At 55.3% G+C, this 21,202-nt stretch carries 35 protein-coding genes; 1 reads left to right on the forward strand and 34 read right to left on the reverse strand.

What is annotated here, in order from left to right; genetic code table 11:
- Positions 1 to 4 precede the first annotated feature (4 nt).
- The 7 genes from V5T82_RS04685 to V5T82_RS04715 all read right to left on the reverse strand — a co-directional run bounded on the left by V5T82_RS04685 (position 5) and on the right by V5T82_RS04715 (position 6,205).
- Positions 5 to 685: a response regulator gene (locus V5T82_RS04685; RefSeq protein WP_332894430.1), complete on the reverse strand. Its 681-nt coding sequence runs from the start codon at positions 683 to 685 to the stop codon at positions 5 to 7.
- A 71-nt stretch (positions 686 to 756) separates the two neighbouring features.
- Entirely contained in the window at positions 757 to 1,281 is a 525-nt protein-coding gene (locus V5T82_RS04690) for a hypothetical protein (RefSeq protein ID WP_332894431.1), read from the reverse strand.
- A gap of 184 nt (positions 1,282 to 1,465) precedes the next feature.
- The gene (locus V5T82_RS04695; RefSeq protein ID WP_332894432.1) at positions 1,466 to 2,461 is read right to left on the reverse strand and encodes an RluA family pseudouridine synthase; all 996 of its coding nucleotides are present in this window, start codon (positions 2,459 to 2,461) and stop codon (positions 1,466 to 1,468) included.
- A 52-nt stretch (positions 2,462 to 2,513) separates the two neighbouring features.
- Positions 2,514 to 2,918, reverse strand: coding sequence for a bacteriohemerythrin (locus V5T82_RS04700; protein WP_332894433.1), 405 nt, complete (start codon positions 2,916 to 2,918; stop codon positions 2,514 to 2,516).
- A gap of 87 nt (positions 2,919 to 3,005) precedes the next feature.
- Positions 3,006 to 3,404, reverse strand: a complete 399-nt coding sequence (gene crcB / locus V5T82_RS04705) for a fluoride efflux transporter CrcB (protein WP_332894434.1) — start codon at positions 3,402 to 3,404, stop codon at positions 3,006 to 3,008.
- Entirely contained in the window at positions 3,401 to 4,774 is a 1,374-nt protein-coding gene (locus V5T82_RS04710) for a replication-associated recombination protein A (protein ID WP_332894435.1), read from the reverse strand. Before V5T82_RS04710 ends, crcB begins: the two co-directional genes overlap by 4 nt.
- A gap of 15 nt (positions 4,775 to 4,789) precedes the next feature.
- Positions 4,790 to 6,205: a Do family serine endopeptidase gene (locus tag V5T82_RS04715; protein WP_332894436.1), complete on the reverse strand. Its 1,416-nt coding sequence runs from the start codon at positions 6,203 to 6,205 to the stop codon at positions 4,790 to 4,792.
- A gap of 193 nt (positions 6,206 to 6,398) precedes the next feature.
- On the opposite strand from V5T82_RS04715, the gene V5T82_RS04720 reads away from it, so the two are divergent.
- Entirely contained in the window at positions 6,399 to 7,001 is a 603-nt protein-coding gene (locus V5T82_RS04720) for a DJ-1/PfpI family protein (protein ID WP_332894437.1), read from the forward strand.
- A gap of 82 nt (positions 7,002 to 7,083) precedes the next feature.
- Here the strand turns inward: V5T82_RS04720 and rplQ are convergent, their stop codons facing one another.
- The 27 genes from rplQ to rpsJ all read right to left on the reverse strand — a co-directional run bounded on the left by rplQ (position 7,084) and on the right by rpsJ (position 21,079).
- Positions 7,084 to 7,509, reverse strand: a complete 426-nt coding sequence (gene rplQ / locus V5T82_RS04725; protein WP_332894438.1) for a 50S ribosomal protein L17 — start codon at positions 7,507 to 7,509, stop codon at positions 7,084 to 7,086.
- Between the two features lie 141 nt (positions 7,510 to 7,650).
- Entirely contained in the window at positions 7,651 to 8,670 is a 1,020-nt protein-coding gene (locus V5T82_RS04730; RefSeq protein ID WP_332894439.1) for a DNA-directed RNA polymerase subunit alpha, read from the reverse strand.
- A 146-nt stretch (positions 8,671 to 8,816) separates the two neighbouring features.
- Entirely contained in the window at positions 8,817 to 9,209 is a 393-nt protein-coding gene (gene rpsK, locus V5T82_RS04735) for a 30S ribosomal protein S11 (protein ID WP_332894440.1), read from the reverse strand.
- Positions 9,210 to 9,220: 11 nt separating this feature from the next.
- Complete coding sequence (gene rpsM, locus V5T82_RS04740; RefSeq protein WP_332894441.1) at positions 9,221 to 9,589, reverse strand: 30S ribosomal protein S13; 369 nt, start codon at positions 9,587 to 9,589, stop codon at positions 9,221 to 9,223.
- Between the two features lie 104 nt (positions 9,590 to 9,693).
- On the reverse strand, positions 9,694 to 10,338 hold the full coding sequence (locus V5T82_RS04745) for an adenylate kinase (RefSeq protein ID WP_332894442.1): 645 nt from the start codon (positions 10,336 to 10,338) through the stop codon (positions 9,694 to 9,696).
- A 5-nt stretch (positions 10,339 to 10,343) separates the two neighbouring features.
- On the reverse strand, positions 10,344 to 11,681 hold the full coding sequence (gene secY / locus V5T82_RS04750; protein WP_332894443.1) for a preprotein translocase subunit SecY: 1,338 nt from the start codon (positions 11,679 to 11,681) through the stop codon (positions 10,344 to 10,346).
- 34 nt (positions 11,682 to 11,715) lie between these two features.
- On the reverse strand, positions 11,716 to 12,210 hold the full coding sequence (rplO, locus tag V5T82_RS04755) for a 50S ribosomal protein L15 (RefSeq protein WP_332894444.1): 495 nt from the start codon (positions 12,208 to 12,210) through the stop codon (positions 11,716 to 11,718).
- Between the two features lie 26 nt (positions 12,211 to 12,236).
- A complete protein-coding gene (rpmD, locus tag V5T82_RS04760; RefSeq protein ID WP_332894445.1) occupies positions 12,237 to 12,434 on the reverse strand; it encodes a 50S ribosomal protein L30 in 198 nt (65 codons plus the stop codon).
- An 11-nt stretch (positions 12,435 to 12,445) separates the two neighbouring features.
- A complete protein-coding gene (rpsE, locus tag V5T82_RS04765) occupies positions 12,446 to 13,006 on the reverse strand; it encodes a 30S ribosomal protein S5 (RefSeq protein WP_332894446.1) in 561 nt (186 codons plus the stop codon).
- Between the two features lie 10 nt (positions 13,007 to 13,016).
- On the reverse strand, positions 13,017 to 13,379 hold the full coding sequence (rplR, locus tag V5T82_RS04770; protein ID WP_332894447.1) for a 50S ribosomal protein L18: 363 nt from the start codon (positions 13,377 to 13,379) through the stop codon (positions 13,017 to 13,019).
- Between the two features lie 12 nt (positions 13,380 to 13,391).
- Positions 13,392 to 13,925: a 50S ribosomal protein L6 gene (rplF, locus tag V5T82_RS04775; RefSeq protein ID WP_332894448.1), complete on the reverse strand. Its 534-nt coding sequence runs from the start codon at positions 13,923 to 13,925 to the stop codon at positions 13,392 to 13,394.
- A 15-nt stretch (positions 13,926 to 13,940) separates the two neighbouring features.
- Entirely contained in the window at positions 13,941 to 14,339 is a 399-nt protein-coding gene (gene rpsH, locus V5T82_RS04780) for a 30S ribosomal protein S8 (RefSeq protein WP_332894449.1), read from the reverse strand.
- 14 nt (positions 14,340 to 14,353) lie between these two features.
- On the reverse strand, positions 14,354 to 14,659 hold the full coding sequence (gene rpsN / locus V5T82_RS04785) for a 30S ribosomal protein S14 (RefSeq protein WP_332894450.1): 306 nt from the start codon (positions 14,657 to 14,659) through the stop codon (positions 14,354 to 14,356).
- A complete protein-coding gene (gene rplE / locus V5T82_RS04790; protein ID WP_332894451.1) occupies positions 14,659 to 15,216 on the reverse strand; it encodes a 50S ribosomal protein L5 in 558 nt (185 codons plus the stop codon). The genes rpsN and rplE overlap by 1 nt, the downstream gene beginning before the upstream one ends.
- A 15-nt stretch (positions 15,217 to 15,231) precedes the next feature.
- Positions 15,232 to 15,546 carry a 50S ribosomal protein L24 gene (rplX, locus tag V5T82_RS04795; protein ID WP_332894452.1) on the reverse strand — a complete coding sequence of 105 codons (315 nt, stop codon included), beginning with the start codon at positions 15,544 to 15,546 and terminating at the stop codon, positions 15,232 to 15,234.
- Positions 15,543 to 15,911, reverse strand: a complete 369-nt coding sequence (gene rplN / locus V5T82_RS04800) for a 50S ribosomal protein L14 (RefSeq protein ID WP_332894453.1) — start codon at positions 15,909 to 15,911, stop codon at positions 15,543 to 15,545. The genes rplX and rplN overlap by 4 nt, the downstream gene beginning before the upstream one ends.
- A 49-nt stretch (positions 15,912 to 15,960) precedes the next feature.
- Positions 15,961 to 16,197: a 30S ribosomal protein S17 gene (rpsQ, locus tag V5T82_RS04805; RefSeq protein ID WP_332894454.1), complete on the reverse strand. Its 237-nt coding sequence runs from the start codon at positions 16,195 to 16,197 to the stop codon at positions 15,961 to 15,963.
- A 12-nt stretch (positions 16,198 to 16,209) separates the two neighbouring features.
- The gene (rpmC, locus tag V5T82_RS04810) at positions 16,210 to 16,410 is read right to left on the reverse strand and encodes a 50S ribosomal protein L29 (RefSeq protein ID WP_332894455.1); all 201 of its coding nucleotides are present in this window, start codon (positions 16,408 to 16,410) and stop codon (positions 16,210 to 16,212) included.
- A gap of 3 nt (positions 16,411 to 16,413) precedes the next feature.
- Positions 16,414 to 16,833, reverse strand: a complete 420-nt coding sequence (gene rplP, locus V5T82_RS04815; RefSeq protein ID WP_332894456.1) for a 50S ribosomal protein L16 — start codon at positions 16,831 to 16,833, stop codon at positions 16,414 to 16,416.
- Positions 16,834 to 16,865: 32 nt separating this feature from the next.
- Entirely contained in the window at positions 16,866 to 17,552 is a 687-nt protein-coding gene (rpsC, locus tag V5T82_RS04820; protein ID WP_332894457.1) for a 30S ribosomal protein S3, read from the reverse strand.
- Positions 17,552 to 17,932, reverse strand: coding sequence for a 50S ribosomal protein L22 (rplV, locus tag V5T82_RS04825; protein ID WP_332894458.1), 381 nt, complete (start codon positions 17,930 to 17,932; stop codon positions 17,552 to 17,554). The genes rpsC and rplV overlap by 1 nt, the downstream gene beginning before the upstream one ends.
- Positions 17,933 to 17,934: 2 nt before the next feature.
- Positions 17,935 to 18,213 (reverse strand): 30S ribosomal protein S19, encoded by a 279-nt coding sequence (gene rpsS / locus V5T82_RS04830; RefSeq protein ID WP_332894459.1) that lies wholly within the window; start codon positions 18,211 to 18,213, stop codon positions 17,935 to 17,937.
- 11 nt (positions 18,214 to 18,224) lie between these two features.
- Positions 18,225 to 19,052: a 50S ribosomal protein L2 gene (rplB, locus tag V5T82_RS04835; protein ID WP_332894460.1), complete on the reverse strand. Its 828-nt coding sequence runs from the start codon at positions 19,050 to 19,052 to the stop codon at positions 18,225 to 18,227.
- A 13-nt stretch (positions 19,053 to 19,065) separates the two neighbouring features.
- On the reverse strand, positions 19,066 to 19,365 hold the full coding sequence (locus tag V5T82_RS04840; protein ID WP_332894462.1) for a 50S ribosomal protein L23: 300 nt from the start codon (positions 19,363 to 19,365) through the stop codon (positions 19,066 to 19,068).
- Entirely contained in the window at positions 19,362 to 19,982 is a 621-nt protein-coding gene (gene rplD, locus V5T82_RS04845; protein ID WP_332894463.1) for a 50S ribosomal protein L4, read from the reverse strand. Before rplD ends, V5T82_RS04840 begins: the two co-directional genes overlap by 4 nt.
- Positions 19,983 to 19,987: 5 nt before the next feature.
- Positions 19,988 to 20,725, reverse strand: coding sequence for a 50S ribosomal protein L3 (gene rplC, locus V5T82_RS04850; protein WP_332894464.1), 738 nt, complete (start codon positions 20,723 to 20,725; stop codon positions 19,988 to 19,990).
- Positions 20,726 to 20,770: 45 nt separating this feature from the next.
- Positions 20,771 to 21,079 (reverse strand): 30S ribosomal protein S10, encoded by a 309-nt coding sequence (gene rpsJ / locus V5T82_RS04855; protein ID WP_332894465.1) that lies wholly within the window; start codon positions 21,077 to 21,079, stop codon positions 20,771 to 20,773.
- Between the last annotated feature and the right edge of the window lie 123 nt (positions 21,080 to 21,202).

Here is a 21,202-nt window from a genome sequence, read left to right on the forward strand (position 1 = left end):
CTCTTTAGCCCTTATTCTCGTCGGACAGCAGATACCCCACACCCCGCAGAGTATGAATACTGACCGAAGCCCCAGCCTGCGTGAGCCGCTTGCGCAACCGCGAAATATGCGCCTCTACGGAATTGGGCGAAACCTCTTCATCAAAGCCATAGAGTTTGCTTTCCAGTCCGTCCTTGGGCACGACCTTGCCGGCCCGACGCAGCAACATTTCCAAAACCGACAGTTCCTTGCGTGAAACCTTGACGATATTGCCGCCAACCCGGACCTCACGCGAGACCGTGTCGAATTCCACATTGCCTGCGTTTAGGCTTACCCCCAATACACCGTCTGGACGGCGCAAGAGAGCCCGCACCCGGGCGGTCAATTCTTCCACGGCGAAAGGTTTCAACAAATAGTCGTCCGCCCCTGCATTCAATCCGCGCACACGATCGTCCACACCATCGCGGGCGGTTAAAACCATAACGGGCAAGGAGTTGTTTTGATCGCGGATGTATTTAAGCAAATCCAGGCCATCGCCATCGGGCAGGCCTAAGTCCAAAATCATCAAATCATAAGGGGCCATGTCCAGGGCCTCGCGGGCGTCAGCCAGCGTTCCGAAGCCATCAACCGTGAAGTCTTCAGTTTCCAGTCCGCGCCGAACGAGGCTGGAGAGCCGCAAATTGTCTTCGACAAGCAATATTCGCATGTGACCTTTGCCGGGTGTACCGGTTCTTCAAGCGTCTGGCACACCCACTGTGGCTTAGTTTTCCTGAGAATTCAACGCCTTGCATTCACGACGTCAAGATCCGGCGCGGCACAACGCCCGCGGAAACCACGCACATACGTCACAGAGTTAAGAGGTAACGTGACCTTCATGCTGTAATGCATTGATTGTTCGGCATTTTGATAAACTCTAAAGGATGCCGATTGCCCCGCACCCATACGCAAAAAGCGTTCATGCAACACTTCACCTGAACGCGCGTCCGTCACTTGAACATAGCCCCGCCCGGTCCAGGATTTCGCGCCATTTTTTGCGCGGAACACAATGTTGCCGTCCACACAGGCCCCCGTCAGGCGGATGGCTTCATGGCTGTCCACCTGAGGTCTGTGCGTCGCGGTGCCAGGCAGATACATCTTGACCAACTCTCCGATCTTGTCCTGAGGGGTCGGCGTATCGGCCAACGCCGGCCCGGCCAAAAGGGAGGCCGCCACAGCCAAGGCAAATGCGCAAGAGGTGGGGGAGAACGCAAAAGCCTGAGCCATGGCGGCAGGGGCAGAGTGGGAATAACGGCGTGTGGACATGGGGGTTTCCATATTGTTATGTATGGATATCAGCAACCCCTGTGCCAAACAGGAAAAAGTAACATGAATAAAATTAAATCAAACACTTACACTAAGTGCATGACGTGTTGCACACGCATGCAAAATGCGAATAACCAACTACAGAGCTTGGTTATTCGCATTTTGCGATAAGATTATGCGAAACTTAAACGAGATCGTCCGAAAACGGATCCGGTGCCGAAGGCACATCGAAGCCGAAATAGGCCCAAGTCTCTTCCATATGTTTGGGCAACGGTGCAATCAGTTCCAGCTGTCCTCCACCCGGATGGGGAAAACGGATGGCGCGGGCATGTAAGTGGAGCTGTTTCGCGTCTTCCAAGCCCGACAAAAAAGCCTCCTGCCCGCCATATTTTCCGTCGCCCAAAATCGGCGTTTCAATCGCGGTCATGTGCACGCGCAGTTGGTGTGTGCGCCCCGTGATCGGTTCCATCTCCACCCACGCGGCACGCTTGCCAGCGTTGTCGATGGTTTTAAATTCGGTGACGGCGCGTTTACCCTCATATGGGTCGACCACCATCTTCTCGCCGCCCGGGGACGGACGCTTACCCAGGGGCAATTCGATGCGCCCCTCTTCGCGTTCCGGAACACCCACTACGATGGCCCAATAAGCCTTGCGCACGTCTTTGGTCCGAAAGGCCTTGGTCAACGCCTGGGCGGCCTTTTGGCTACGCGCAAGGACCAAGAGCCCCGATGTGTCTTTGTCGATGCGGTGCACCAAGCGCGGCTTTTCGGGGCGGTCCCCTTTCAGGGCCTCTAACATGCCGTCGATGTGGCGTTTTGTACCACTGCCACCCTGAACGGCGATGCCGGACGGTTTGTTGAGCACGATCACGTGCTGGTCTTCGTGCAGGACCCAGGACCGGATCGCTTCGGCGTCTTCGCGGCTGACCCGTTGGTCTTGGGTTTTGGGCGCGGCTTGGGCGTTCTTTTCACGGTCCAAGGGGGGGACGCGGACGCTTTGGCCCTGTTCCAGCCGGATTTTGGGCTCTTTGGCCTTTTTGCCGTCCACACGCACTTCGCCCTTGCGCAACAGCTTTTGCAGCCGCCCAAAGGTCAAACCCGGATAGTGTTTTTTGAACCATTTATCGAGACGCAAGCCATCGTCTTCGGCTTTGACCTCGACGGTTTGCACGCCGCTCATTGTTCCGTCCGTTCATATTCAGGAAGGGCGGACCTTAAGGTGCTCAGCGTTCTCAGTCAATCGCGCCCATGAACTTGCCGATTTTCTTGTCTTCTTGCAAAATGTGGTGCAGCAACCAATCTTCCAAAAACTGCAGCGTTTTGTTGCTGAGATCGTGATTGGGGTCGTGTTCAAAGGCCTCGATCAAATCATCCAACTCGGAAATCAGATAGGCATGTTCGTGCACATGCACATCGATATCGGGGTACTTGATCTTGCGCATCACGTCTTCTTCGTGGGCGAAGTGGGTGCGGGTGTAGTCTTTGACGTGTTGAAGCGTGCTTTTCAGCACCACAGGCCCCTGGCCTGCAGAGCATGCAATAAACAGCTCGTTGAGATACTTCACCAAGCTTTGATGGTCCACGTCGATTTCCTCAACGCCGACACATAAGTCTTGGCTCCAGTTAATCACTCTCATTCAATCGTCCTATCCGGACGTCTGACGCAGCGCAAACATACTTTGGTTTAATGTGCAGATGCAACCCAGAGATTGAATCCATACGTTTTAGGTCAAAATCATGCGCATGATGTGCAACCCAGCCGCAAAGGCCAGCAAGCACACCAGGACCGAGCCCACAGCATACGCGCCCGCCGCCATCATCTGGCCGCGATCAAACAAGTAGTAGAGATCCATGGAAAACGTTGAAAACGTTGTGAAAGCGCCAAGCATTCCGACCACGACCATGGCGCGGATGTCTTCTGACGGCGACCAAACCAGGGCCGAAAGTTCGATGACCGCGCCCAAAATGAACGCCCCCAACACGTTGACCGCCAAGGTCCCCCAAGGGAACGCCGCCCAGCCAAACGTGTGCGCCACATGCCCCACGGCCGACATGGTGACGAATCGCCCCACAGCCCCAATGGCGCCGCCCAGGGCGACAAACAGCAGAAGTTGCGGATTCACGTCTCGCCCCCTTCATCTTCATCATGATCGGCGTTGATGGCGTTTTGCGCGGCGGCGGCTTCCTCTTCGGGGGCCGGGTGCGGTTTCTTTTTCACGCGCAGTTTATCCCAATACGCCAGACGTTTGCCAATGTCGCGCTCAAAGCCGATTTCCTTGGGCCTGTAGAAGCGCTGACGCCCCATCTCGTCTGGAAAGTAGTTTTGCCCGGAAAAGCCGTCCTGAGCGTCGTGGTCGTAGTCATAGCCCTTACCATAACCCAAATCCTTCATCATCTTTGTCGGCGCGTTCAAGATGTGCATGGGCGGCATCAAGGACCCGGTGTCGCGTGCTGCGCGCTTGGCCCCCTTCTCTGCCATGTAGGCCGCGTTGGATTTTGGTGCGGTGCCCAGATAGATCACCAACTGAGCCAGGGCAAGGTCTCCTTCGGGACTTCCCAAACGTTCATATGCCTGCCATGCGGCAATGGCTTGGTTCAAGGCATTGGGGTCGGCCAGACCGATGTCTTCGACGGCAAAGCGCGTGAGGCGCCGCGCTATAAAATGCGGGTCTTCCCCGCCGTCCAGCATCCGCGCAAACCAATACAGCGCCGCATCGGTGTCAGAGCCCCTCAGCGACTTATGCAGGGCTGAAATCAGATTGTAGTGGCCTTCTTGGGACTTGTCGTACAGCGGCAGGCGCTTTTGCACCACGCTGGCCAAGTCCTCCGTTGAAAGCGGACTTGAACCGTCCGGAAGCGCCAAGAGTTCTTCGGCCAAATTCAACAAATAGCGCCCGTCTCCGTCCGCCATGGCGCGCAGAGCCGCGCGGGCGTCTTGGTCAATGGGCAGGCCTTTGCCCGTAATGTCTTCGGCGCGCTGAAGCAGTTCTTCCAATGCATGATCGTCCAGGCGGTTCAAAACCAACACCTGGGCGCGGGACAACAGGGCGGCGTTGAGCTCAAACGACGGGTTTTCCGTGGTCGCCCCCACCAAGATCACCGTGCCGTTTTCCACATAGGGCAAAAAGCCGTCCTGTTGGGCGCGGTTGAAGCGATGGATTTCATCGATGAACAGCAGTGTCCCTTGGCCCATATCGCGCCGTTCCTTGGCCCGCTGGAAGACCTTTTTCAAATCTGCCACGCCGGAAAACACCGCCGACAGGGGCTCGAAATAGAGCTGGGTATGCTGGGCCAAAAGCCGCGCAATGGTGGTTTTGCCCGTACCGGGCGGCCCCCACAAGACCAAGCTGGTGAGGCGTCCCGCTTTGACCATGCGCCCCAAGGGACCACTTTCGGCCAGCAAATGGCCCTGGCCGACCACTTCGTCCAAAGTGTTCGGTCTCAACCGGTCTGCCAAAGGCCTGGGGGCCTGATCTTCGAACAGTGAGCTCACGTCTCACGCCTCATTTTAACGGATGACGATGTTTCTTTCCTGGCCGTCGCGCTCTATGCGGATAATCCAGGCTGTGGGCGTTTTGCCCACCATACCCAAAAGCGTGCGCACATTGACAACATCCGTGCCGTTGACTTGCAAAATGATATCACCGCGTTCAAACCCAATGCGCGACGCGTTGCCTTTGCGCTCCAACGCCATGACGATGACACCGGTCTTTTCATGCACAAAGCCCAATTCGTCGGCGAGCTTAGGCGACAAATTCGCCACCACGGCCCCTTGGAACGGATTGCGGCCCCGGATCATGGTTTCATTTTTGGGCGGCATCGCCGGCGGGGCTTCTAAGGCAATGGTGAGCTGCTTCAACCCGCCGCGACGCATCACGCCCAGCTTGGCGAAACCCTGGGCCGGAAGCGTTGCCACCTTAAAGCGCAGGTCTTGCCCGTCGCGGATTTCCTTGTCGTTGATGGTGAGCAAGATATCGCCCAGCTTCATGCCGCTGCGCGCCGCCGGACCGCCCGGATAAACACTGGTGATCATCACGCCGTAAGGACGCTTCATGCCGATGCTTTCCGCAATGTCGGCGCTGACCCCTTGGCCGCGAGCCCCCAACCACGGACGAACCACGTTGCCGTTGGTAACCAGGCTGGAGACCACACGCGTCACCATGTTGGCGGGAATAGCGAAGCCGATGCCGTGGGATGCCCCAGTTTTCGTGAAAATTGCCGTGTTGATGCCGATCAAACGCCCCTTCACGTCCACCAAAGCCCCGCCCGAATTGCCGGGGTTGATGGCGGCGTCGGTTTGAATGAAGGAATTTAAGTCCGAAACCGAAGACCGGCGCGACAAGGCCGAAACGATGCCGCTGGTGACCGTTTGGCCCACACCGAACGGGTTGCCGATGGCCAGAACCAAATCTCCCACCTCGACTTTATCGGAATCGCTGGGCTTTAAGAACGGCAGATGTTCCCCATTATCGAGCGCCAGCTGGATCAAGGCCAAGTCGGTGCGTTTATCCTTACCCAGCACCCGCGCACTGAATTCCCGACGGTCGTTCAAGACGACTTTGATTTCTTCCGCGCCTTCTAAGACGTGCACGTTGGTCACGGCCAAGCCTGCGGGGCTGATCAACACGCCCGAGCCCAAAGAGTTCTGCACCTTGCGTTTCGGCCCCGGTACGGAGCGCTGCGCCTGATCACCGAAAAAGCGGCGAAAGAACGGATCGTCGAACAGCGGCATGCGGCGGCTGGACCGGATGGTCTTGGACGTATAGATGTTGACCACAGCCGGTGCCGTTTCTTTCACCAATGGCGCATACGACAGCACGATTTGGTTTTGTGTCGCCGGAACGGTTTTGGTTTCAGCCTGGGCCGATACGGCCACAAACACGCTGAGCAGGACAATCAAACGGGTGGCCTTGACCAAGAACATATGCACGGACTCTCTATTGGATTTCAGGGGTAAAGTCTGGAGTTTTGAGCATAGCGAATTTCGCTTCATTTTCCATGCGAAAGCTGGGTTCTTCACGAAAAAGAAAAAGCCCTCTTGTTTGTCATACGGTCGCCCCCCTCTTCATGTATGCATACCCTTTACTGGCTAGTGCATATATGGAGAACGAACGGAAATGAGAACACTTGGTGCGCTGATATTCCCCGACTTCGAACTTCTGGATCTTTTTGGTCCGCTAGAAATGTTCGGAATGCTGCCCAACAACTTCGAATTGAAGCTCGTCTCGCAATCAGGCGTCCATGTGCAAAGCAAACAAGGCCCCTGCGTTCTGGCGGATGCAACGTTCAAAGACATGACCGACTTTGACGTCATTCTTGTACCCGGAGGAAAAGGAACGCGGCATGAAATTAACAATCAAGCCTTACTCAATTGGCTAAAAGAGCGCGCCCATGCAGCACAATGGGTTTTAACGGTCTGTACAGGGAGCGCCCTTCTCGCCAAAACGGGACTTTTGGATGGGCGTTCCGCCACCACCAACAAATTAGCCTTCGATTGGGTTGTCGGGAACCGCCCTCAGGTCAAATGGCAACACAAAGCCCGATGGGCTGAAGATGGAAAGTTCTTCACCTCATCTGGGGTGTCGGCAGGCATGGACATGAGCCTTGCCGCCATCGCACGCATGCATGATATCGAAACTGCCGAGCAAATTACCAACTGGGCAGAGTACAACTGGAATCGCGACCACGCATGTGACCCATATGCAAAATCAGGCACGTAAATGGTGAAGATCAAAAAAGGAGCCAACGCTAATCGCGCTGGCTCCTCATTCTGGTCAAAGCCTCAGTTCTGAGGACACAGACTTATTCTTCGTCAGCAGCTTCCGCTTCTGCAGCCACGCGGGCTTTGTCGGCGGCGCCTTTGGCTTCCGGATCGCGGTCCATCAGCTCCAAGTAGGCCATCGGAGCGGCGTCGCCGTAGCGGAAACCGGCTTTGAGAACACGGGTGTAACCGCCCGGGCGTTCTTTGTAGCGGTCAGCCAAAACGTCGAACAGTTTTGCCACAGCAGCTTCGTCGCGCATGAAAGCAAAAGCTTGGCGACGGGCGTGCAGATCGCCGCGTTTGCCCAGAGAAATCATTTTGTCCGCGATGGAACGCATTTCTTTGGCTTTGGGCAGCGTGGTTTTGATCTGCTCGTGAACGATCAAAGACACCACCATGTTCGAAAACATAGCCTTACGGTGGCTGTGGGTGCGGTTCAGTTTACGTAGTTTCAAACCGTGACGCATGACGGTATCTCCTATTTTTGTTCCTGCCCGCCAATCTTGGTCGGGACAGATTTCTAAAAACTGGAACGCCCCGCACAACTGTGCGGGTACGTCCAGATGGACCGGTGCGGTCCGAAGTCTTTCAAAGAAGCTGAGCGTGGATTAGAACGGCTCTTCGAGCTTTTTCGCCAGATCTTCAATATTTTCAGGCGGCCAGTTGGGGATATCCATACCCAAGTGCAGACCCATCTGCGCCAGAACTTCTTTGATCTCGTTCAGAGATTTGCGGCCGAAGTTCGGGGTGCGCAGCATGTCGGCTTCGGTCTTTTGAACCAAATCGCCGATGTAGATGATGTTGTCGTTTTTGAGGCAGTTCGCAGAACGAACGGAAAGCTCCAGTTCGTCGACTTTGCGCAGCAAGTTCTTGTTGAACGGCAGCTCGTCGCGGACTTCCTCTTCGGCAGCGGCAACTTCGGGCTCATCAAAGTTGATGAACAAACGCAGTTGTTCTTGCAAAATGCGTGCAGCCAAAGCTACGGCATCTTCCGGCGTGACCGAACCGTTGGTTTCAACGCTCAGTTCCAGCTTGTCCAAGTCGGTTTCTTGACCAACACGCGTGTTGTCGATCTTGTAGCTGACTTTGTTGACCGGAGAGAACACGGCGTCGATGGGAATCAGGCCGATGGGCGGGTCTTCGGGGCGGTTTTCTTGAGCCGCCACATAACCTTTGCCGGTATCAACCGTGAATTCCATGTTGACCTTTTTGCCCTCGTCCAAATGGAAGAGAACCAAATCCGGGTCCATCACTTCGATTTCGGAACCGGTGTCGATCATACCCGCGGTGATTTCACCCGGTTTTTCGACCGACAAGGTCATTTTCTTTTTGCCTTCGGAGTGAACCTTCAGACCCATACCTTTGATGTTCAAGATGATGTCGGTGACATCTTCGCGAACGCCGGGGATGGACGAAAATTCATGCAACACGCCGTCAACATGGATCGCCGTAACGGCACCACCACGAAGAGACGAAAGCAAAATACGACGCAGGGCATTGCCCAACGTCAGACCGAACCCGCGTTCCAGCGGTTCGGCGACGACCTTTGCGGAACGCGTGGCATCGTGCCCACTTTCCACTTCAAGTTTCGTCGGTTTGATCAGTTCCTGCCAATTTTTTTGAATCACGGCTGTGACCTCGCGCCTGCACGTTAATGCATAAATGGGACCCCAGAAAAGCCTAGGGACCCTAACCTAAATTGCCGACCCCAGCAGAGGCTGGGGTCGTACTAAAATATTTGTCCGCGAACGGACAGCCCGCTTAAGCGGCGCCGTTAGACACGACGACGTTTGCGCGGACGGCACCCATTGTGCGGGATCGGCGTCACGTCACGAATGGACGTGATTGTGAACCCAACTGCCTGCAGAGCACGCAGAGCAGATTCGCGTCCAGAACCAGGACCTTTGACTTCGACTTCAAGAGTCTGCATGCCATGGTCTTGTGCTTTTTTGCCGGCATCTTCCGCTGCCATCTGTGCGGCATACGGTGTCGATTTACGCGAACCTTTGAAACCTTGAGCACCAGCAGAAGACCAGGAAATTGCGTTTCCTTGGGCGTCCGTGATGGTGATCATGGTGTTGTTGAACGTCGCGTTGACGTGTGCAACACCAGAAGCGATGTTTTTGCGCTCGCGACGGCGTGTGCGTGCTGCGGTTGCTTTAGCCATTGCTCAGCCCCTTATTTCTTCTTACCGGCAATGGGCTTAGCGGGGCCCTTGCGCGTGCGTGCGTTGGTGCTGGTGCGCTGACCGCGAACCGGCAAACCGCGACGATGGCGCAGACCGCGATAGCAGCCCAAGTCCATCAAACGCTTGATGTTCATTGCGACTTCACGACGCAGGTCACCTTCGACCTGGTAGTCGTTGTCGATAGTTTCGCGAATCTGAATGACTTCGTCGTCAGTCAGTTCGTTGACACGGCGCTCAGCCGGGATGCCAACCTTCGCGCAGATTTCCGCAGCCTTGGTGTTGCCAATGCCGTGGATGTAAGTGAGCGCAATCACGACACGTTTAGCGGTCGGAATGTTAACGCCTGCGATTCGAGCCAAAGCCAGTACTCCTTAGCCTTTGGTTTTCAAAGGCTTCGCGTTGAATAGTGTTAAGGAAGAGCGCGATTATAAGAAATCGCGCCTTCCTGTCAACACGAAGTCTTTCAACCGATAATGTTCTCTAGTGACGAGGTCACGGCATCGATGTCCGCCATCCCGTCAACTTGCTTCAAAATGCCCTGTTCTCCGTAGAAATTGGAGATGGGCGCGGTTTGTTCATGGTATTGCGTTAAGCGGTTGCGCACGGTTTCTTCGTTGTCATCAGCGCGGCGGGTGAAATCAGTAGAACCGCACTTATCACAGACTCCGTCCGTGGCAGGTTTTTGGAACGAATCATGATAACCGGCACCGCATTTGGAGCACGTATAGCGTCCGCAGATTCGTTCCACCATGGCTTCGTCGTCCACCGTCAGCTCAATCACGTGATCGAGTTTCAGGGACTTCTCAGCCAACATTGTGTTCAGCGCTTCTGCCTGGGGCACGGTGCGCGGGAAACCGTCGAGGATGAAACCGCCCTTGCAGTCATCCTGATCGATACGGTCGGAAATGATGCCGATAACCAGCTCGTCCGACACAAGACCGCCAGATTCCATAACTGCCTTGGCTTGCTGGCCGATTTCGCTGCCGGAGGCAACGGCGGCACGCAGCATATCGCCGGTGGACAATTGGACGATGGAAAACTTGTCTTCCAAACGTTTGGACTGGGTACCTTTACCGGCACCCGGCGGGCCTAAAAGAATCAAATTCATGGGTTTTAGCTCCTTCCCCGTAGCTTTGCTTTTTTGATCAAACCCTCATACTGGTGAGCCAGCATGTGGGACTGTACCTGTGCGACCGTATCGAGGGTCACAGTGACAACGATGAGCAAAGACGTACCACCGAAATAGAACGGCACGGCGTATTGCGACATCAAAATCTCAGGCAAAAGACAAACGGCCGCCAGATACGCAGCACCAACAACGGTGAGGCGCGTCAAAACTTTGTCCAAATATTCGGCTGTATTCTTGCCCGGACGAATGCCCGGAACAAAACCACCATACTTTTTCAAGTTATCGGCGGTATCCGCAGGATTGAACACAACGGCCGTATAGAAAAATGCAAAGAACACGATCAACGCAACATAGATGATCAGATACGCGGGTTGTCCGCGCCCCATCAATGCCGTCAACGTGGTCACCCATTCAGGTCCAGAGCCAGCAGCGCTGAAGCCCAAAATGGTCACGGGGAGGCCCAAAATAGAGCCCGCGAAAATCGGCGGGATAACGCCCGACGTATTGATTTTCAAGGGCAAGTGAGAACTTTCACCACCGGACATCTTGTTGCCTTGCTGGCGTTTGGGATATTGAACGATGATGCGACGTTGAGCGCGTTCGACGAACACGATCAAGAAGATCACGCCAATAGCCATAACCAGCAGGCCGATGATGAAGATGGTCGAAAGTGCGCCTGTGCGGCCCAACTCCAAGGTGCCGGCAACGGCACTTGGCAGGTTGGCGACGATACCGGCAAAGATGATCAATGAGATCCCGTTGCCCACACCGCGCTGGGTGATTTGTTCACCCAACCACATCAAGAACATCGTACCACCCGTCAAGGTCACCACCGTGGTGAAACGGAAGAACCAGTCGTCGTTCAAGACAGCTTGACCGCCCGACATGGAGCTTAGCCCCACGGCAATACCGTAGGCCTGCATCATGGTGATGGCGACCGTCAGGTAACGGGTGTATTGGTTGATTTTCTTGCGCCCGCTCTCACCTTCCTTCTTCAGCTGCTCAAGAGAAGGCGAAATCGCCGTCATAAGCTGCATGATGATGGATGCCGAGATGTACGGCATGATGTTGAGCGCAAAAATGGTCATACGCGAGAGCGCACCACCGGTAAACATATCGAACATGCCCAAAAGGCCGCCAGCGTTTTGGCGGAAGATTTCTTCCAGCGCAACAGGATCGATGCCCGGCAAGGGGATATACGTCCCCAAGCGGTACACGATCAACGCACCCAGTGTGAACCAGATGCGTTTTTGAAGTTCGGTGGCCTTTTGAAAGGCACCCAAATTCGAGTTGCGAGCCATTTTGTCGGCAGCTGAAGCCATGTTCGGTCGTCTCCGGCGCGTTCTCTACGTTGAATTAAGCGTCCGCGGCTTTTTCAGCCGGGGCAGGTTTGACGGCAACAATGGTGATGGAGCCACCAGCCTTCTCGACAGCTGCTTGAGCTGCTTTGGAGGCGCCTGCTGCTTCGATGTTCAGCTTCGCTTTGATCTCGCCGCGCGCCAGGATGCGAATGCCGTCGTAACGACCTTTCAACAATCCAGCTTCACGCAACGTCGCTGCGCTGACCACGCCTTTGACGTCGATCTTTTTGCTATCAACGTGTTTTTGCAGATCGTCGAGGTTATACACCGCGAAGTTCTTGGCAAAAATGTTGTTGAAGCCACGCTTCGGCAAACGACGATACAGGGGCATTTGGCCACCTTCAAAGCCGACGAGCGAAACACCCGAGCGGGACTTCTGGCCTTTTACACCACGTGAAGCGGTTTTGCCGGTACCGGAACCGATACCGCGGCCAACGCGTTTGCGGTTCTTGGTGGAACCCGCGTTATCGCTGATCTGATTGAGCTTCATAGTCTCTAATCCCTATCCAAAAAGCCTTAAGAGGCTTCTTCGACACGTACCAAGTGAGCAACTTTGTTGATCATGCCGCGAACGGACGGCGTGTCTTCAAGTTCTTTGGTACGGTGCATTTTGTTCAGGCCCAGACCTTTGAGGGTCGCGAGCTGATCCTTCGGGCGGCCGATGGGGCTGCCCGTTTGGGTCACCTTAACGGTTGCTTTTTTATTCGCAGCCATGGGTCTACTCCTTAAGCTTCGTCGCCACGGCGAGAGACAATGTCGCTCACCTTGAGGCCACGGCGCGATGCAACGCTACGCGGCGATGCGCAGCGGTTGAGCGCGTCAAACGTCGCTTTGATCATGTTGTGCGGGTTCTGAGAGCCGTTGGATTTACAAACGACGTCTTGAACACCCATGGTTTCGAAGATGGCACGCATTGGGCCACCTGCAATCACACCGGTACCCGGAGGTGCGGAGCGCAGAACCACGCGACCGGCGCCGTAGCGACCTTGCACGTCGTGGTGCAGCGTACGACCTTCGCGCAGCGGAACACGAACCATGTTCTTTTTGGCGGTGTCGGTTGCTTTGCGGATGGCTTCCGGAACCTCACGGGCTTTGCCCGTACCGAAACCAACGCGGCCTTTGCCGTCGCCGACAACAACCAGAGCAGCGAACGAGAAGTTACGACCACCCTTCACAACTTTGGAAACACGGTTGATGCCGACCAAACGATCGATCAGACCATCGTCTTGTTCACGATCACGGCGGTCACCACGCTGACGATCACGTTTTTGAGCAGGTTGATTCATCTTACTCTCCTTAGAACGCCAGACCGGCTTCGCGGGCTGCGTCAGCCAGGGCTTTGACCCGGCCGTGATAACGATAACCACCGCGGTCGAAGACCACATCGGTGATACCGGCTTTTACTGCACGCTCGGCAACAAGTTTGCCGACTTCGGCTGCAGCGGTGCTGTCAGAGCCAGATTTGAGTTTGGACTTCAGGTCCTTCTCAATGCTGGAAGCCGCAGCAACCGTGTGGCCTTTCAGATCATCGATGACCTGAGCGTAAATGTATTTGCCGGAGCGAAAGACCGAGAGGCGCGGACGCCCTGCGGCCTTTTTAGCGAGTTGAGCGCGAGCACGTTGCTTGCGACGCTCAAAAAGTTTTTTCGCGTTTGCCATGGGTTTCCTACCTTACTTCTTCTTGCCTTCCTTACGCAGAATGTATTCATCTGCGTAACGGACACCTTTGCCTTTGTAGGGCTCGGGCGGGCGATAACCACGGATTTCAGAGGCAACCTGACCAACCAATTGTTTGTTGGCGCCAGAGATATCGATCGTGGTTTGATCGGGGCACTTGATGTCGATGCCTTCGGGAAGGGAGTAGACAACTTCGTGACTGAAGCCAAGCTGCAGCACCAAGTCTTTACCCTTCATTTGAGCGCGATAACCGACACCGCTGATCAGCAGTTGCTTTTTAAAGCCTTCGGAAACGCCTTCGACCAAGTTACGGATCAAGGAGCGAGACATGCCCCACATTTGGCGTGCACGCGGTGCACCCTCACGCGGGTCGACTTTGACTTCGTTGTCGTTGACGGAAACGTCAACGTCATCGGTCAAGGTCGCGGACAGTTCGCCCAGCTTGCCCTTGGCAGTGACAGTCTGACCAGAAACTTCGACGCTAACGCCATCGGGGATCTGGACGGGGTTTTTACCGATACGAGACATATTCAGTATTCCCCCTTAGAAGACTTGGCAAAGAACTTCACCGCCCACATTGGCTTCGCGAGCCTCGGCGTCGGACATGACGCCACGGGGGGTGGAGATGATGGAAATACCAAGACCGTTGTAGACCTTGTTCAGGTCTTTGATCTTCGAATACACACGACGGCCCGGTTTGGACACGCGCGCGATTTCCTGAATGGCGGGCTGACCTTCGTGGTATTTCAGCTCGATCTTCAGTTCGCGCAAGCCCGGACGGGATTCACTTTCTTCGAAGCTGCGGATAAAGCCTTCGCGCTTGAGAACGTCAAGCACGTTGGCGCGCAACTTGGATGCGGGCGCAATAACAGAGGACTTGGAAGCCATCTGGCCATTGCGAATACGGGTCAGCATATCACCCAAAGGATCTGACATGGACATGTGTCTGTCTCCCCTTACCAGCTCGATTTGACGACGCCGGGGATTTGACCCGTCGAAGCCAGATCACGCAGTGCGATGCGCGAGAGCTTAAATTTACGATAGTTACCGCGCGGGCGACCGGAAAGGCCACAACGCAGACGGAGACGATTTTGTGCAGAGTTGCGCGGCAATTCAGCCAGTTGCAACTGTGCCTGGAAGCGCTCTTCCAAAGACAAGCTTTCGTCTTTGGTCATCGCTTTCAATTTCGCACGCTTGTTCGCGTACTTCTTGACCAGGCGTTCACGCTTGTTGTTGCGCTCGATAGCAGATTTCTTAGCCATTACGCATTGCCTCCAGTCTCGCCGGCAAACGGCATGTTCATCAGACGAAGCAGAGCTTTTGCTTCTTCATCGTTTTTGGCCGAGGTGCAGATCACGATGTCCATACCGCGGACACTATCGACTTGATCGTAGTCGATTTCCGGGAAGACGATCTGTTCTTTGAGGCCCATGGCGAAGTTGCCATTGCCGTCAAAGCCCTTGCCGTTCACACCGCGGAAGTCACGAACGCGGGGCAACGCAATGTTGACCAGACGATCGTAGAATTCGTACATGCGATCTTTACGCAAGGTAACCTTGGCGCCGATAACCTGTCCGTCGCGCAGCTTAAAGCCAGCGATGGACTTGGCGGATTTGGTTTTTACGGGTTTTTGACCGGTGATCAGGGTCAAGTCAGAGATCGGACCTTCGATCTTTTTCTTGTCCTGAGCCGCTTCGCCAACACCCATGTTGAGAACGATTTTTTCCAGCTTCGGAATTTGCATCGGGTTCGCGTAGTTGAACTCCTCTTGCAAAGCCGGAACGACCTGTTCGCTATACACTTGTTTCAAGCGTGCCATATCTTAAGTCCTTCCTTAATCCAAAAGCTCGCCGGAACGCTTAGCGAAGCGCACCTTGCGGCCATCGACGTCCTTGAAACCGACGCGCGTGGGCTTGTCGTCTTTCGGATCGATGTGAGCGATGTTGGAAAGATCAATCGGAGCTTCTTTCTCAACAATGCCACCTTCGGACATCTGGGAGGGACGGGTGTGACGTTTGACAACGTTCACGCCCTGCACGATTGCACGGTTCTCGCTCGGCTCAACACTCAGCACTTCGCCGGTTTTACCCTTGGAGCGACCCGTGAGCACGACGACTTTGTCGCCTTTTTTGATTTTGCTCGCCATCACAACACCTCGGGTGCCAGAGAGATAATTTTCATGTACTTCTTCGCACGCAGTTCGCGGGTCACCGGGCCGAAGATACGGGTGCCGATGGGCTCGCCTGCGTTGTTCAGAAGAACAGCTGCGTTGTTATCAAAACGGATGGTTTGGCCGTCCGGACGTTGAATGTCCTTAGCCGTGCGCACCACAACAGCGCGGTGCACGTCACCCTTTTTGACTCGACCACGTGGGATCGCTTCCTTAACGGAAACGACGATCACATCGCCGACGGAAGCATACTTACGCTTCGAACCACCCAACACCTTGATGCATTGCACCCGGCGAGCGCCCGAATTGTCAGCAACCTCCAGATTGGATTCTGCCTGAATCATGGGTTTATCCTTTATTCCGTGTCACGGTCTCTGCCCAAAGCAACGTGCTTTAAGCAGACTCAGTGACAACTTCCCAAGTCTTGCGCTTAGAGAGCGGACGGCATTCGCGGATGCGAACAATTTCGCCTGCTTTCACAGCATTGTTTTCGTCGTGCGCGGCATATTTTTTAGATTTACGCACGTACTTTTTGTAGATCGGGTGCATCACGCGGCGCTCGACCAGAACGGTAACCGTTTTGTCTTGCTTGTCGCTAACCACGACACCCTGAAGAATACGCTTCGGCATTCTCTATACTCCTTAAGACGCGGACGCGCTTGAGCGCTCGCCGAGGATCGTTTTGATGCGCGCAATGTCCTTACGGACTTGAGTTTTACGCGCGGTGTTTTCCAATTGACCGCTGGCGCCTTGGAAACGCAGGTTGAAGGACTCTTTGCGTAAGTCGATCAGCTGCGTCTTGAGCTCGTCGTCGCTCTTCGTGCGGATATCTGACGCTTTCATCGATTAGCCCTCCTCGCCGAAGCGGGTTACGAATTTGGTGCTTACCGGCAACTTTGCAGCTGCCAATTCGAAAGCGCGTTCAGCGATTTCACGGGAAACACCGTCGATTTCGAACATGATGCGGCCGGGTTTCACGCGGCACGCCCAGTATTCCGGAGAACCCTTACCTTTACCCTGACGAACTTCGGCAGGTTTTTGGGACACGGGCACATCCGGGAAGATGCGGATCCATACACGACCGGCACGTTTCATGTGACGGGTCATGGCACGGCGAGCGGCCTCGATTTGGCGCGCAGTCACGCGTTCCGGCGACGTGGCTTTGAGGCCATAGCTGCCGAAGTTGAGCGTAAATCCACCCTTGGCATTGCCATGGATGCGGCCCTTGTGGGCTTTACGGAACTTAGTACGTTTGGGGCTCAGCATTGTCTGCTACCCTTTACCTTCTAGTTATTAATTTAACCTTGACGCTGCTGCGGTTGCTGCGCCTGGGCTTTCTTTTCGGTCGCCATCGGATCGTGGGCGAGGATTTCGCCTTTGTAGATCCAAACTTTGATACCGCATACGCCGTACGTGGTGTGCGCGGAAGCCGTCGCATAATCCACTTCGGCACGCAGGGTGTGCAACGGAACACGGCCTTCGCGGTACCAAACGGTACGAGCGATTTCCGCGCCGCCCAAACGGCCTGCGCAGTTGATACGGATACCTTCAGCGCCCATACGCATCGCCGATTGAACGGCGCGCTTCAGGGCACGGCGGGTGGATACACGGCGTTCGAGCTGCTGTCCGATGTTGTCGGCCACCAACTGTGCGTCGAGTTCCGGCTTGCGGACTTCAACGATGTTGAGGCTGACGTCGGAGTCGGTCATACGAGCGACTTCGCGGCGCAGTTTTTCGATATCGGCACCTTTCTTACCAATCACAACACCCGGACGGGCGGAGTAAATGGTAACGCGGGCTTTTTTCGCCGGGCGTTCGATGATGATCTTGGATACGCTGGCCTGTTTCAACTTTTCGGTCAGGTATTCACGGATCTTGATGTCTTGATGAAGCAGATCGGCAAAATTGCTGTCGGCGTACCAACGCGAATCCCATGTGCGGTTGATACCAACACGGAAGCCGATCGGATTAATCTTATGTCCCATTATGCGGTCTCCTCACGCTCACGCACGATGAGGCGCAAATTGCTGAACGGTTTTTGAATTTTACCAACGCGGCCACGTGCACGAGCTTTCCAGCGTTTCATCACCATGGCGCGGCCAACAGTGGCCTCTGCGACATAGAGACGATCAACGTCCAGCTGGTGGTTGTTTTCAGCGTTAGCAATGGCGGATTCCAAAAGCTTCTTCACGTCGACCGCGATGCGGCGTTTCGAGAAGGTCAATTGGCCCAGTGCACTTTCGCAGCTTTTGCCACGGATCATGCCACAAAGCAAGTTGAGCTTTTGCGGGCTGACGCGAATCATTTTCGCGAAAGCCATGGCTTCATTGTCGCCTATGGGGCGTGCAAAGCTAGTCTTACCCATGATTAGCCCCTCTTACCCTTCTTGTCCGCCAAGTGACCCAAGTACGTGCGGGTCGGCGAAAATTCGCCAAACTTGTGGCCGATCATTTCTTCGGTCACCAGAACGGGGACAAATTTCTTGCCGTTGTAGACACCAAAAGTGAGGCCCACAAACTGCGGCAAAATGGTGGAACGACGCGACCAGGTTTTGATGACCTGATTGCGGCCGGCGTCACGGGCTGCTTCTGCTTTCTTGAGCAGATAGCCGTCAACGAACGGACCTTTCCATACGGAACGCGGCATCTGTGCCTCTCCTACTTACCGTGACGGCGGCGCATGATCATGCCGTCCGTCTTCTTGTTCTTACGAGTGCGCTTGCCTTTGGTGGGCTTGCCCCAAGGCGTAACCGGGTGACGACCACCAGCGGTGCGGCCTTCGCCACCACCGTGCGGGTGATCAACCGGGTTCATGGCAACACCACGAACGCTCGGGCGTTTGCCAAGCCAGCGTTTGCGGCCGGCTTTACCCACTTTGATGTTTTGCTGATCCGGGTTGGACACAGCGCCAATCGTGGCGATGCATTCACCGCGAACCAAGCGCAACTCACCGGACATCAAACGCAGCTGAGCGTAGCCTTGGTCTTTACCGACCAATTGCACGTAAGCGCCTGCGCTGCGTGCAATTTGTGCACCCTTGCCCGGTTTCATTTCCACGTTGTGGATAATGGTGCCGACAGGGATGTTGGCCAGCGGCAACGCGTTGCCCGGCTTGATGTCAACGTTGGTGCCAGCGACGATGGTGTCGCCTGCGGCCAAACGTTGCGGCGCGATGATGTACGCCTTTTCGCCGTCTTCGTACTGGATCAGTGCGATGAAAGCGGTGCGGTTGGGGTCATACTCCAAACGCTCAACAGTGCCGACAACGTCGAACTTGTTGCGTTTGAAGTCGATGATGCGATAGCGACGCTTGTGACCACCGCCGATACGACGTGCGGTGATGCGGCCCGTGTTGTTGCGGCCACCGTTTTTGCGCAGACCTTCGGTCAGGCTTTTTTCCGGTGCACCTTTGTGTAGGCCTGAGCGATCAACAGTAACCAGGTTACGTTGGCTCGGTGTCGTCGGTTTATATGTTTTCAGTGCCATGACTTTATATTCCTCAGACGCCAGTGGTCACATCAATGGAGTCGCCGTCGGCCAAAGTGACGATAGCTTTTTTCTTATCGTCACGTTTGCCTTTGCGGCCACGGAACACTTTAACCTTGCCCTTTTGGACCAGGGTGTTCACGCCCGTCACTTTGACGTTGAAGAGACCTTCAACGGCAGCGCGGATCTCCGGCTTGGAAGCATCCATAGCGACTTCGAAAGCCACCTGGTTGTGCTCGCTCAGCAGCGTCGCTTTCTCAGTGATGAGAGGACGACGCAGAACTTCGTACATACGTTCCTTGCTCACGCTCATTTCAAACGCTCCTGCAGCTTGGATACGGCGTCCTGGGTCAGCACCAAAGTGTCGTGACGCAAGATGTCGTATACGTTCGCGCCTTGGCTCGGCAGAACATCGAGACCGATGATATTGCCCGCAGCCAATGCGAAGTTTTGGTTTACTTCCGCGCCGTCGATGACCAGAGCCGAACCCCAACCGAGAGCGGCCAGTTTTTTGTTCAGATCAGCGGTTTTCGGTGCGGACAGCTCTGCGGTGTCGACCACCACCAGCTTGCCTTCGGCTTGCTTGGCGGACAGTGCGGTTTTCAGAGCCAGTTTACGGACTTTCTTCGGCAGCTTGTGCTCGTAAGAACGCGGGGTCGGGCCGAAAACGGCGCCACCACCACGGTGTTGCGGCGCACGAGACGTACCTTGACGCGCGGAACCCGTACCTTTTTGGCGGAACGGCTTCTTACCACCACCGGACACGTCGGTGCGGCCTTTGACCGCGTGCGTGCCTTGACGGCGTTTGGCGAGCTGCCAGTTCACGGCGCGAGCCAACAAGTCGGAACGAACGTCCAGACCGAAGATCGCTTCGTCGAGATCGACGCTGCCGGATTTTTTGTTATCGAGGCTGATTACATCGAGTTTCATTTATCTTACTCCTCGCCTTCAGCAGCTGCTTCAGCTGCCGGAGCTTCTTCAGCCGGTGCTTCTTCAGCGCCGCCCAGCGTAGCTGCTGGGAACGGAAGACCTTCCGGGGCGTTCTTTTTCACAGCGTCGCGAACCAGAACAAAGCCGCCTGCGGAACCGGGCACGGAGCCCTTAACCAAGATCAGGCCGCGATCGTCGTCGGTAGAGACGACTTCGAGGTTCAGCGTGGTGACGCGTTCAGCACCCATGTGACCAGCCATCTTTTTGCCTTTGAAGACCTTACCTGGGTCTTGGCATTGGCCGGTGGAGCCGTGAGAACGGTGAGAGATGGACACGCCGTGTGACGCGCGCAGGCCGCCGAAGTTGTGGCGTTTCATACCACCGGCAAAACCTTTACCGATAGAAGAGCCGGTCACATCAACGTACTGACCGTCAACGAAGTGGCTGGCGGCGAGTTCAGCACCAACATCCACAAACGCATCAGCCGGCACGCGGAATTCAGCGAGTTTCTTTTTGGGTTCAACCTTAGCTTTGGCGAAGTGACCACGTTGGGCCTTCGTTTGGCGTTTGGCTTTGGCAGCGCCGACACCGAGTTGGAGGGCCGTGTAGCCATCCTTTTCTTCGGTCTTCTGCGCCACGACTTGGCAATTGTCCACTTTTAGCACGGTCACGGGAACGTGAGTGCCATCGTCTTTAAAGACGCGGGACATACCAACCTTTTGGGCGATTAATCCGGTACGCATTGGTCCCTTTCCCTAAGCCTTTTCTATAGAGGCTTAATGGTTCAGTTAAAGTTTAATTTCAACGTCCACACCGGCGGCGAGGTCGAGCTTCATCAGCGCGTCCACGGTTTGCGGAGTGGGGTCAACGATATCCAACACACGCTTGTGCGTGCGCATTTCGAACTGTTCGCGCGACTTTTTGTCGATGTGCGGGCCGCGCAAGACAGTGAATTTTTCGATCCGGGTCGGAAGCGGGATCGGACCACGAACTTCAGCGCCAGTGCGCTTCGCCGTGTTCACAATCTCACCAGCGGACTGATCCAGTACGCGGTGATCAAACGCTTTCAAGCGGATGCGAATGTTTTGGTGTTCCATGTTTTGAACCCTAACAGTGGAAGTCCCCGCCCAAACCTGAGCGGGGATTTTCCGTTTCCTTAATCCGTAACTTTGGAGACAACACCGGCGCCGACGGTACGGCCGCCTTCGCGGATTGCGAAA

The sequence above is a fragment of the Magnetovibrio sp. PR-2 genome (assembly GCF_036689815.1).
Taxonomy (GTDB): Bacteria; Pseudomonadota; Alphaproteobacteria; order Rhodospirillales; family Magnetovibrionaceae; genus Magnetovibrio.